Source organism: Bradyrhizobium sp. CCBAU 45394 (assembly GCF_028128655.1).
Classification (GTDB): domain Bacteria; phylum Pseudomonadota; class Alphaproteobacteria; order Rhizobiales; family Xanthobacteraceae; genus Bradyrhizobium; species Bradyrhizobium diazoefficiens.
In genome coordinates, this window is record NZ_LBIX01000155.1 from 1 (window position 1) to 12,113 (window position 12,113).

A 12,113-nucleotide genomic window follows, 5' to 3' on the forward strand; every position below is an offset into this window, starting at 1 on the left:
AATCCGCTTCTCGCATGGCGGTCAATGGGAGCCAGCCGGCTCCCGGTCTTCCCTGCGCCCTCTTTCGTTGGGCGTGACGCGACGAAGCAAAGCTCGGGCGAAACAAGCCGCGAGGATGCGAAAGTGTGTCTGCGAGTGAGATATCAGTTGATAGAGCGATGCCCGTGCCCGCACTCCGTCATTGCGAGGTCACCGCGCCCAGATCTACCGGGCACGGCGGACGTCAAAGCACGTTACAGATACCGCGTCATCTCGGCTTTGAACTGCCCGTAGACCGCGTCCTCGATCTGGCTGCGCGTGATCCCGATGTCGCGCAGGGCGTGGTCGTCGAGTTCGCTCAGCGTCTTGACGGCGGAGCGGCGCTCCAGGCGGTCGAACAGCGCATGGATGGCGCTGGCGAGAGCGCGGAAAAATCCGCTCGACGTGGATGGGCGTAAACTCCGCCCGGCAGCTTGCGAGATCGTGGTCATTTTTCTTCTCCGGCCTATTGTCCACGCGGCGAAGCGGGCGCCGTTGGCGCAGACGCTGGAGCGCCTGCACCTCATTTGCCATAGGATTGCTCTCGCTCTCCTCGGCTCAACGCGGACCTTGATGGAACTTAAATGCTCCAGTACATTGCTCGGAGCAAGGAAAACATTGCTCTCGGTGCAATAATGTCCAAGTTCGAGTATGTGAAGCTTGCCGATGCCATTGCCTCGGATATCTCTAATGGCACGTTAAGGCCCGGCGACCGGCTGCCTCCGCAGCGCAATTTTGCCTATGACCGTGGCATTGCGGTCTCGACCGCGAGCCGGGTTTATACGGAATTGCTCCGCCGCGGCCTCGTGGTCGGCGAAGTCGGCCGCGGCACCTTCATCTCCGGCGACATCAGGCGCGAAGTCGAGGCGCTGAGCGAGCCGCGCGACGCGCGGATCGACTTCGAGGTCAATTATCCGTTATTGCCGCAGCAATGGGCCATGATCGCCAAGAGCCTTGCGGGGCTCGAGCGCGTCGACGCGCTGGAATCCGCGCTGCGCGTCTCGACCAGCACCGGCACCAAGAGCGCGCGCAATGCGGCGGCCGCCTATCTCGCGCGCAAGGATTTTGCGCCGCAGGCCGAGCAGATCGTCTTCACCGCCAACGGCAAGCAGTCGCTCGCGGCCGCGCTCACGGCGCTCGTCCCCACCGGCGGCCGCTGCGGCGTCGAGGCGCTCACCTACCCTTACGTCAAGAGCATTGCGGCGCGGCTCGGCGTGACGCTGGTCCCGATTTCGATGGACGAGCATGGCGCGCGGCCCGACGCCATCCAGAAGGCGCATCGCGAGGCGCACCTGTCGGCGCTCTATCTCCAGCCCATCATCCAGAACCCGCTCGGCGTCACCATGAACGCGACGCGGCGCGCCGACATCATGCGCGTCGCCGAGAAGCTCGATCTGACCATCATCGAGGACGCCGTCTACGGCTTCCTCGCCGACGACACGCCGCTGGCCGCGCTCGGGCCGGACCGCTGCATCGTGATCGACAGCCTGTCGAAGAAGGTCGCGCCGGGCCTTGCGCTCGGCATCCTCGTCACCCCGCCGCGTCTGCGCGAGAGCGTGATGAGCGCGGTCCGCACCGGCGGCTGGATCGCCTCCGGCCATGCGCTCGCATCGGGGCAGCGGCTGATGGCCGACGGCACCGTCGCCGAGCTGACGCGCCTGAAGCGCATCGACGCCGCGCGCCGCCAGCAGACCGCGGCCAGGCTGCTGGCCGGCTACCAGTTCGCCGCCGACCCGCGCTCCTATCATCTCTGGCTCACGCTACCGCCGCACTGGCGTTCGCAGACCTTCGTTGCCGCAGCCGCCAGGCGCGGCATCGCGCTGACGCCGTCCTCGACTTTTGCAATCGCGCATGGTCACGCGCCGAATGCGGTGCGTCTCGCGCTCGCCCCGCCCACGTTCGAGCAGCTCGATTCAGGCCTGCGCACGCTCGTCTCGCTGCTCGGCACCAAGGAAGAGGACTTTGACTCGACGGAGTAACCTGAGCGTTTTCGAGCGAAGTGGATACCGGTTCGCGTACAGAAAACGCGTCAAAACTAGAATCTTGCCCGTCAGCCCTCCGGCCATTCCGCGATAAAGCCCCTCGCCTTGTACGGCTCGATCTTGTCCCATTCATGCAGGACACGACGGCGAAATTCGACATCGGTGTGCCAGAGCGCGCGCGGCGTCGCAAAGCTGTCGACGGTGAGCAGCATCTTCTCGACCTCGGGCCAGTGCCGGTGCAGCGTCATCGGGTAGCGACGCGCGGTCCAGGTGTTGCCGAGGCAGATCACGCTGCGGATATTTTGCAGCCCAAGCGCCGCGTCGATGACCGGCAGCGAGAAGATCACGTTCTCGCCGGTATTCGTCGCGCCATGCTCCTCGAGGATCCGGTCCGCCGCAATGCCCGCCGCGACCATCGCCGCCTTGATGATGGTGCACTCGGATTGCTCCGAGCCCGGCGTCACGCCGCCGCTGACAATCGACCAGCGGAACAAGCCCTCGCGCCACAGCCTTGCGGCGGTGTCGACGCGGAGTGCGATGTCCTCGCGGGTGCCGAACATGAACAAGAGGTCGGCCGGCCGGAGCGGCGTGTCGATCAGATGCGTGCGGTTGATCCTGGCGATCTCATCCGCCGCAGGCCGGCGCGTGCTGCAATCCATCGCTGACATGGCCGCACGATGCGACACCGGCACCGGGGCGCGAAGTCACGTTTGATTGCGGCCGATTGCAGCTAAGGCAACAAGGCCTTCGGCACGCGATCGAAGCTGTAGCTCTGCGGCTGGTTGCGCCGCACGAAGCCGCCGACCTGCCAGGCGAACAGCGCGGCAAAGCCGAGGATGAACAACGCGCCGGCGAAGGCGTCGATCATGAGCGCGCGGATCAGGAGCCCAGTCATCGCCACCGTCAGCACCGCCATGAACGCCAGCACCGCGGCATAGGTGTTGCGGCCGAGGCCTGCCGTCAGCACCGCGCGGCTGCCTGCTTTCGCCATCCGCGCATGGAGCTCGACGATGAAGTCGCGAAAGCCATTGTCCTGCGGCGCCATCAGCGCCGCAGTCTGCCAGCTCGTCGACAGGATCGCGATGCGGCCGCCACCGCTGCGGCTGACATCGGCGCGAAAGCGATGCTGCTGCATCGACACCGGGCGGAACGACAACCGGATTGCGCTGATCTCGTCGTAGCGCCACAGGCCGGAACGGCCGCCGATGTGCCAGGACAGCCCCGCGTCGGTCAGCTCGAAACGATGCGCCGAACCGATCAGCGACGCCTTGTAGGCATAGCTCGCGCCTGGGGCGCCCTGCGCGTCCGAAACCCGCATCTCGACAATCGATCCCGTCTGCAATCCCGACCGCGCAATCCGGTCTGCGACCCGCTTGCGCGGTCGCCCTCGCCCATCCTACAAGCGGGGCATGGCTGAGACGACCTTTTTTCCGCGCCGCCTGATTCTCGGGGCTGCCGTGATCTGCGGCGTGCTGCTCGCGCTCGCGGTGCACATGCTGGGCGCGCGCTACGGGCTCGACCTCGGCGGCCTCTGGCGCTCCGACACGCATGAGTTCATTCCGGCGGGCGCTGCGATCGCCTGGTGGCTGATCGCCACGGTCGGCTTTTCCGGCGGGTATTTCACGGCGACATTGATGCAGAGCGCCGCCCACGGCCAGATCCCGCAACGGATGCGGCAATTCCTGATCGCGGTCGGCGTGCTCCTGCTTGCGGGCGCCGGCCAGGTGGCCTCGGCCCCGAGCCCGATCCCGACGGTCTCGGGCGTGCTTGCCGGGCTCGCCGCGCTGTGCCTTGGCGCCGTGATGGCATTCTGCGGCGCGCATTTCGCGCTGCGCCGCGGCTAGCCTTTCTAGGCCGAGGCGCGCAGCCGCGGGCGCTCCAGCATCAACGCCACATCCGAGGCAGGCCGCGGCTTGCTGAACAGATAGCCCTGCGCCTGGGTGCAGCCCTCGCGCCTGAGCAGCTCGAGCTGCGCGTCGTTCTCGACACCTTCCGCGGTGGTCACGATGCCGAGGCTGCGGCCGAGCCCGGTCACGGCGCGGATGATCGCCATGGAATCCTCCCGCGTCGCGAGCTCCGACACGAAGGAGCGGTCGATCTTGATCTTGTCGAACGGGAAGCTGCGCAAATAGCTCAGCGACGAATAGCCGGTGCCGAAATCGTCGAGCGAGATCCGCACCCCCATGGCGCGCAGCTCGTGCAGGGTGGTCAGCGTCGCCTCGCTATTCTGAAGCAGCACGGATTCGGTGATCTCGAGCTCGAGCCGGCGCGCCGGCAGTCCCGAGACGGTCAGCGCCGCGGTCACGGATGCGATCAGGTTCGGATTCCTGAACTGCACCGGCGACAGGTTGACCGCGACATCGACATCGTCGGGCCAGGTGGCCGCGTCGGTGCAGGCGGAACGCAGCACGAATTCGCCGAGCTGGACGATGAGTCCGGTCTCCTCGGCCAGCGGAATGAAGTTGATGGGGGCGATCAGGCCGCGCTGCGGATGGTTCCAGCGCAGCAACGCCTCGAAGACGACGACGCGACCACTGGCGACGTCGCGGATCGGCTGATAGTACGGCTGGAACTCGTCGCGTTGCAGCGCTGCGCGGAGATCCATCTCCAACAGACGGCGCGCCTGTGCGCGCGCATCCATGCCGGTCTCGAAGAAGCGGTAGGTGCCGCGGCCGTCCGCCTTTGCGCGGTACAGCGCAAGGTCGGCGTTCTTCAGAAGCTCGTCCGCGTTGCTGCCGTCCTGCGGCGACAGCGAGATGCCGATCGAGACACCGATGACGATCTGATGGTCGTCGATCTCGTAAGGCGCCGAGATCACCTCGACGAGGCGGCCGGCAAGGCACCTCGCTGCGGCTTCCTCCGACCGTCCGATCTGGACCACTGCGAATTCGTCGCCGCCAAGCCGCGCCACCGTGTCGCTCTCGCCGACGGTGGCCTTCAGCCTGCGGCCGACCTCCTTGAGCAGCGCGTCGCCGATGGGATGGCCGAGCGAGTCGTTGATGTCCTTGAAGTGATCGAGATCGAGGCAGAGCACCGCGAGCTGGTCGCCCGAACCCGTCCGGCGCAGACCCTGCTCGAGCTGCTCGTGGAACAGCACGCGGTTCGGCAGACCGGTCAGCGCGTCATGACGCGCCATGTGCGAGATCTTCGCCTGCGCCTCCAGCCATTCGGTGATGTCCTCGAAGGTCGCGACCCAGCCGCCGCCCTGCATCGGCTGGTTGACGACCCGGATGGAGCGGCCGAACCGGTTGACGACCTGGCTGGTGGTGCGGCCCTCGCGCGCGTCGATCACGAGGCGCGCGAAGAATTCATCCGCATCGCCCTGCCACTGGCCCTTGGCCTGCTCTTCCCGCAGCACGTCGACCAAGAGGCGGCCGGTCAGCGCGATATCGGTGCGACGAAGCATCGCCGCGTAGCGCTCGTTGAACAGCATGATCTTGCCGTCCGCGTCGAACATGCACAGCCCCTGCGACATGTTCTCGAGCGCGGTATCGAGCACGACCTGCTGGCGTCCCAGTTCACCCTTGGCGCGGCGGTCGAGCACAGCCGCTGCGAGCGCGATCGCGATGATCGCGACGGCCGCGCTGGCGGTGAGGACCGACAAGGAGGCCGGCGGGATCGACAGGCCGCTGATGACGATCGAAGGATCCGGCGTCAGCTCCGCGGCGCCCATGGCGGTGAAATGATGCGAGACGATGGCGACGGTCAGCAGCACCGTCGCACCGAGCGCATTCGCCACGCCGTCGCGCCGCCCCGCGACGACCAGCGCAAGCGATCCAAAGACGATACCGAGAACGATCGAGACCGCCACGGTGTCAGTCGCCCAGCCGATGCGCGCGGGAATCTCGAGCGCCATCATGCCGGTGTAATGCATTGCGGCAACGCCGCCACCAACGACGGCGCCACCGAGCGCGACCGGAATCGTCCGCGTCACCGACACCGAGATGCTCAACCCGACGAAGGTGACCGCAACCGCGAAGATCAGCGACAGAACGGTCACGGGGATATTGTAGGCGCCGCCGGCGCCCGGCCCGTAGGCCTGCATCGCGATGAAATGGGTTGCCCAGATGCCGCAGCCTGCGACGACGGCGTCCAGCGCGATCCACGATACGCGAGCACCGCCGCTTGCCGCACGCGCGCGCTGGAACAGGCTGATCGCCGCCGCGCTCGCGAGCAGGCACACTGCGCCGCCGAGTGCGACGAGGCGCCAGTCATGCTGGTCCGTGAGACAGTAAAGAACTTGATACATTGCCGGCCCCTATCCGACCCGCACTAGAGCGGGCAGAGATGGACAGTCGGTAACCGGCTATGTGCTGGGTTCGGCGATGGTGAACGGAAGATGTGTGCGTTTGCTCACATTGTTCATCTTCGCGAAGGCGCGCCGATCCCGATCACGGCGGCGGCGAGCAGCAGGACGGTGGCCGATACCACCAGCGATGCGTGCAGGCCGGTCATGAATGCACCTTCCGAGGCCACCAGCGAGCCGAACAGCGCAACGCCGAGCACGCTGCCGGTCTGCCGCGTCGCGTTCAGGACGCCCGCCGCGATGCCGGAGCGCGCCTTCTCGACGCTGCCCAGCAGGGTCGAGGTCAGCGGCGGCACCAGCAGCCCAAGTCCGCCGCTGATCGCGATCATCTGCGCGCAGATCATCCAATAGCTCGTGTCAGCCTCGATCCAGATCAGGCCGAGACAGCCGAGCGCCGAGATAAAGGCGCCGACGACAATGGTCGGGCACGGACCGACGCGCTCGGCGAGGCGCGGCGCCAGCAGATTGACCGGGAGCACCGCGGCCATCATCGGCACGAAGGCAAGTCCGGTCCACCACGCCGACAGCCCGTTGATCCTCTGGAAGTACAGGCTGAGCACGAAGATCAGGCCGTAGATCGCGATGTTCACGAGCAGGCCGACGAGCGCGGTCAAGGTAAACAGCCGGTGACCGAACAGGGACAAGGGCAGCATCGGCTGCGCCGCGCGGCTCTCCCGCCAGACGAACAGCACGGCGAGGACGAGGGCTGAAGCGAAGGCCGCGAGCACGGCCGGATGGTCCCAGCCAAGCGCGCCGCCCTCGATGATCGCGCCGGCGAGCGCCCCCAGCGCGCCGATTGCCGTAAGCTGGCCGGGCAGATCGATCTCGCGCGAGGGCGCGCGCGTAGTCTCCGTCGCATAACGCCAGCTCAGCCAAAGGCCCATGAGGCCGATCGGAAGGTTGACGAGAAAGATCGCGCGCCAGCCGACCAGCGTGATCAGCGCGCCGCCGACGAAGGGGCCCGCGGTCAGCGCTAGGCTCGCTCCGGCAGCCCAGATCGCGACGGCGCGGCCGCGCGCGCGGTCGTCGGCATAGGCATGATTGAGCAACGCCAGCGAATTCGGCACCAGGATCGCCGCCGCTAGGCCCTGGACCAGTCGTGCCGCGATCAGCACGATTGCATTGGGGGACGATGCACAGGCGAGCGAGGCCGCAGTGAAGATGGCGAACCCGGCCATGAAGACGCGCTTGGCGCCGATCCGGTCGCCGAGTGCGCCGGCCGTCAGGATGAAGGCGGCAAAGGCAATGGTATAGGCGCTGACGACCCATTGCAGCTCGGCGACACCGCCGCCGAGCGTCCTGCCCATCGCGTCGAGCGCGGTGTTGACGATGGTGACGTCGAGCTGCACCACGCCATAGCCGAGGCTCATCGCGGCCAGCGTCAGGGAGGTTGCAGGACGAGATGAGGCGCGCGGCGCGCCGGCTCCGTCGTCGAAGGCTTCGTATTTGATGGTGCTTGCTCGCATGCTGCCACCTCGGTTGCAGCCCCACGCGACATATAGGCTTCCGGCCTGCCGTCATGTTTCGACAATGGCCGAAGGATGGATGTGTGGCGAGCGTGCCCACCCGAAACTCGGCGTCGTCGCCCGCGCAGGCGGGCGATCCAGTACTCTGCAGCCGCGCGCGGGGAATGACGACGGCCGAGGCAAGGGCAAAAGCGCCGCGCGAACCACCGCGCGGCGCTTTCCTGCCTACACCAGCGCTAGCTCGCCGCGCGCAGATTCACCTTGCTCTCGGCGAGCGCCGTGAGCTTCTTGTCGGTCGCCTTCTCTTCCTCGAGCGTCTTGGCGAGCACGGCGGCGCAGTCGCTCCGGCCGAGCTGCTTGGCCCAGGCGATCAGGCTGCCGTAACGCACGATCTCGTAATGCTCGGCGGCCTGCGCCGCATTGATCAGCGCAGCGTCCAGCACCGCCTTGTCGGCGACCTCGCCGGCGGTCTCGTCGGCCTCCTCGATGATGCCGTCGATCGCCGGGCAGTCGACCGCCTTCACCTGTGCGCCGTGCATCTTGAACACTTCCTCGAGCCGCTTGACGTGCTGCTTCGTTTCCTCGAGGTGCGTCAAAAAGCCCTTTTTCAGCTGCGGGTCGGTGGCCTTGTCGGCCATCTTCGGCAGCGCCTTGGTGAGCTGCTGCTCGGCATAGTAGATGTCCTGGAGCTGATGCACGAACAGGTCGTTCATGGTCTTGATGTCTTTTGTGAACAGTCCCATCGTTCCGATCCTCTTGGGTTTCGGGAACACGGGGGCACCGGCTCGCACGAATAGCCGCATATTCCCGCCATGTTCGATTGCTGATGGGGCGCTAACGGGCACGCGGCATCGACGTTCCAAAAAAGCCGGCATCGCTTGCGCTGGAACAATGCCGCGGACGGCACGATATGAAAGCATGCCAATATACGAACGCGCGGGCCTGGCCGGTTTGGCGACTCATATGCTTAACGCGCGTCCGATGTGAACCACATATGACAAAAGTCGCCGGTCCTGCACAGAACCTATCCTTGTCAAGGGCTGCACAAGTCACCGTTTTTGTCTTAAATGAGCTGGATCATGCCTAGCGATCGACGCCTGCCTTTGGCAACCATCGCGCCCGACTGGCCAATGCCTGGCCTTGTCGGTCTTGCCCCCTGCCGGGAGGATGAATGCACGGACTGCTGCCCGCGTTGAAACGCGGCTTCAAGAGATGGATTGGCTGGCGACGGCTCGGAATTGCCGCGAGCGTCTTCATCATCGCCTTCGCAATCACCACGCTGGTGCGGACCCTCAAAGGTATCGATACCGGCGTCATCCTGACCGCATTGACCGAGATTCCCCGCGGGAATATCGGGCTGGCGGCGATCTGCGTCTTCTTCGCGTTCTGTACGCTGACCTTCTACGATTTTTTTGCACTGCGAACGATCGGCAAGAAGCACGTGCCCTATCGCATTGCAGCGCTCTCCAGCTTCACGTCCTATTCGATCGGCCACAACATCGGCGCCACCGTCTTTACCGGCGGCGCGATCCGCTTCCGGATCTATTCGGATTACGGGCTGAACGCGATCGACGTCGCAAAGATCTGCTTCCTGTCGGGCCTGACCTTCTGGCTCGGTAACATCTTCGTGCTCTCGATCGGCATGGCCGTCCATCCCGATGCCGCCTCCTACATGGATCAGCTGCCGTCGTCGATCAACCGGCTGATCGCGTTCGGCGGCCTCGCCTCGATCGGCGCCTATCTGGTCTGGCTCTGCATGGGCGAGAAGCGCCGCGAGCTCGGCCAGAAGGGTTGGAAAGTGGTGCTGCCCTCGGCGCCGCTGACGCTGGTGCAGATCCTGATCGGCGTGGTCGATCTCGGCTTCTGCGCCACGGCGATGTACCTCTTGATACCGGCCAATCCGCCGATCGACTTCCTGTCGCTGGCGGTCGTGTTCATCTTGGCGACGCTGCTCGGCTTTGCCAGCCATGCCCCCGGCTCGATCGGCGTATTCGATGCCGCCATGCTGGTGGCGCTGCCGGAATTCGGCCGCGAGCAGCTTCTGGCGACGCTGCTGGTGTTCCGCCTGCTCTATTTCGTGATCCCGTTCGGCCTCGCCATCTCCATCATGGGCACGCGCGAGCTCTGGATGAACGTGGTCGAGCCCTGGCAGGAGCGACGGCGGCTGGCGGAGGCCTGCGCCCAGGCCAACCTGCCCAAGCAGGTGGCGGCAATGGAGCGCGAGCGGTCGCTGCGACAGGCCAGCAAGCGCTAGGGCGCTGGACGGCGCCCGCAAAAATCGTCAGACAAGGTTGCGGGCGGGGGGAGCAATCCTCTCTTATTTCCGCCTCAACTTTGCCGTTGAACACGCGGGCCATGATCCGACCATCTCTTCGCACCTTCTTCGCGGGCGCCCTGCTGCTTGCCGGGATTTTGACCGCTTTGCCGCCCGAGCGCGCAGTCGCGCAGGACGCCGGCGCCATGCAGATCAATTGGGAGGTGCGCAACCGCTTCCGCCTGTTCCGCGAGGAGCGCGACTTTCTGCTTCATGTGGAGAACGCGCGTAACCGCAGCATCCTCGCCGCCGAACAGTCGCTGGAGCTCCAGAGCGAGGGCCGCGGCTGGGCCCGCAACATGGTCAACCGGCTCTGCATCGACCTCCAGGGCCGGGTCAACCAGCCCTGCACCCGCGACAACGTCAAAGAGAATTACCTCACCCCGATCGACCATCCGGTGACCGTGCGCCTGACCGGCGCGGTGCCGGTCGGCGCCACCTGCGCCTGGTCGTTCGACGACGGCGACGGACCGCAGACCTCGACCTTCGACTGTGCCGAGCCGGTCAATCTGCGCGTCCGCTACGGCCGGCAGACGGTCGCGAGCGTCGACGTCTCCTCCGGCTCCGATCCGACCCAGCGCGTTCAGACCGAGATCCAGGTCCGCGACATCTTCGTCGCCGGCCTCGGCGACAGCATCGCCTCGGGCGAAGGCAATCCCGACCGGCCGCTGGCGCTGTCGGACGAAGGTTTCTGCTTCCGCTCCTATCTCGGCACCGCCGGCGCGCAGTACTACCGGCCGAGCCGCGCCGGCTATAAAGGCGGCCGCGCCTGCGAGGCGCCGGATACGCTCGCCAACTGGCAGCGCTACGGCGCGCTCTGGTTCAACTCCCCCTGCCACCGCTCGCTCTACAGCTACCAGGCCCGCACCGCGCTGGCGCTCGCGGTGCGCTACACCCACATCGCGGTGACCTTTCTGCCGCTCGCCTGCACCGGCGCCAGCATCGGCGACGGGCTGCTCGGCTCGCAGCGCGCCCGCGAATGCGCGCCCAGCAAAAACGGCAATTGCCAGACCAGCGTGAACGCGCAGGTCGCCGAGCTGCGCGAGGCGCTCACCGCGGCGAAGAAGCGCCAGCCGGACCGCACGCTCGATCTCGTGCTGCTCTCGATCGGTGCCAATGATGTCTACTTCTCGGGTCTCGTCGCCGACGTCATCGTCGACACCGCGACCGAGCGCGCGCTGTTCCGCCGCTCCGGCGTGATGGCGAGCGTCGACGATTCCCGCGATGCGCTGGCGCGCGAGCTGCCGCAGAATTTCGTCAAGCTGCGCGAGGCGCTGAAGCCGCTGGTCGGCGGCGACCTCTCGCATGTGGTCTATGTCTCCTACGCCAATCCGGCGCTTGCCGATGGCGGCGTGCCCTGCCGCGGCGGCCGCGCCGGCTTCGACATTCATCCGTCCTTCAACGCCGATCCGCAGCGCCTCGCCCGCGTCTCGACCTTCGTCGACACCGAATTCCTGCCTCAGTTGAAGGGGCTCGCCACCTGCACCCGCGGCGCGCTGTGCCGCGATCCCGAAGCCGACCGCATGACGTTCGTCGATGCGCATCAGGCAGCGTTCGCCGATCACGGCTTCTGCGCGCATGCGGGCAACGATCCCGAATTCGACCGCACGTGTTTTGCCGAGAACGGCCAGAGCTTCAATCCCGATATCGTGAGCGCGGCGAGCCAGCCGATGCTGTGCGGCCGCGGCGCCTCCGAGTATCGCGCCTATCTGCCGCGCGCGCGCTGGATCCGCGACGCCAATGACAGCTACTTCGCCGCGATGACCTATCCGCAAGGCCTGCCGGCCGCGAGCCAGCCGACCGACATCCACGACGCCACCTGGGGCGTGCTCTCCGCCGTCTATGGCGGCGCCGTGCATCCAAGCGCCGAAGGCCACGCCGCGATGGCGGATGCGGCGCTGCCGGCCGCAAGCAGCGTGCTCGGGCTGGATGCAGTACCGCCGCCCGTGACGCGGGGACTGCTGCCGCAGCTGCTACCGAGCGCGCGGCAGTAGAAGCGAGAGCGAGCGCTCTCCACACCGTCATTG

The 12,113-nt window shown here is 66.5% G+C and carries 10 protein-coding genes; 4 read left to right on the top strand and 6 right to left on the bottom strand.

The genetic code is table 11. The features are described 5' to 3' along the window. Positions 1 to 233 precede the first annotated feature (233 nt). Positions 234 to 470, bottom strand: a complete 237-nt coding sequence (locus WN73_RS16965) for a DUF1127 domain-containing protein (RefSeq protein WP_271553896.1) — start codon at positions 468 to 470, stop codon at positions 234 to 236. Between the two features lie 183 nt (positions 471 to 653). Between WN73_RS16965 and WN73_RS16970 the strand changes: the two genes are divergently transcribed. Then, complete coding sequence (locus WN73_RS16970; RefSeq protein ID WP_028173267.1) at positions 654 to 1,997, top strand: aminotransferase-like domain-containing protein; 1,344 nt, start codon at positions 654 to 656, stop codon at positions 1,995 to 1,997. Positions 1,998 to 2,068: 71 nt separating this feature from the next. Here the strand turns inward: WN73_RS16970 and WN73_RS16975 are convergent, their stop codons facing one another. Continuing rightward, entirely contained in the window at positions 2,069 to 2,668 is a 600-nt protein-coding gene (locus WN73_RS16975) for a YdcF family protein (RefSeq protein ID WP_271553897.1), read from the bottom strand. 62 nt (positions 2,669 to 2,730) lie between these two features. Further along, a complete protein-coding gene (locus tag WN73_RS16980) occupies positions 2,731 to 3,318 on the bottom strand; it encodes a hypothetical protein (protein WP_011088603.1) in 588 nt (195 codons plus the stop codon). Positions 3,319 to 3,409: 91 nt separating this feature from the next. Between WN73_RS16980 and WN73_RS16985 the strand changes: the two genes are divergently transcribed. Then, entirely contained in the window at positions 3,410 to 3,844 is a 435-nt protein-coding gene (locus tag WN73_RS16985; protein WP_011088604.1) for a hypothetical protein, read from the top strand. 5 nt (positions 3,845 to 3,849) lie between these two features. Here WN73_RS16985 and WN73_RS16990 read toward each other — a convergent pair whose 3' ends face one another. From WN73_RS16990 to WN73_RS17000, 3 genes are all read right to left on the bottom strand, one after another. Continuing rightward, entirely contained in the window at positions 3,850 to 6,249 is a 2,400-nt protein-coding gene (locus tag WN73_RS16990; protein WP_271553898.1) for a bifunctional diguanylate cyclase/phosphodiesterase, read from the bottom strand. 113 nt (positions 6,250 to 6,362) lie between these two features. Then, complete coding sequence (locus WN73_RS16995; RefSeq protein WP_271553900.1) at positions 6,363 to 7,772, bottom strand: MFS transporter; 1,410 nt, start codon at positions 7,770 to 7,772, stop codon at positions 6,363 to 6,365. 236 nt (positions 7,773 to 8,008) lie between these two features. Beyond that, positions 8,009 to 8,515, bottom strand: a complete 507-nt coding sequence (locus tag WN73_RS17000) for a YciE/YciF ferroxidase family protein (RefSeq protein WP_011088607.1) — start codon at positions 8,513 to 8,515, stop codon at positions 8,009 to 8,011. Positions 8,516 to 8,943: 428 nt separating this feature from the next. Here WN73_RS17000 and WN73_RS17005 point away from each other — a divergent pair, with 428 nt between their 5' ends. Both WN73_RS17005 and WN73_RS17010 read left to right on the top strand, forming a co-directional pair. After that, on the top strand, positions 8,944 to 10,026 hold the full coding sequence (locus WN73_RS17005; RefSeq protein ID WP_060908217.1) for a lysylphosphatidylglycerol synthase transmembrane domain-containing protein: 1,083 nt from the start codon (positions 8,944 to 8,946) through the stop codon (positions 10,024 to 10,026). A 101-nt stretch (positions 10,027 to 10,127) separates the two neighbouring features. Beyond that, entirely contained in the window at positions 10,128 to 12,080 is a 1,953-nt protein-coding gene (locus WN73_RS17010) for a hypothetical protein (protein ID WP_028173262.1), read from the top strand. Positions 12,081 to 12,113 lie beyond the last annotated feature (33 nt).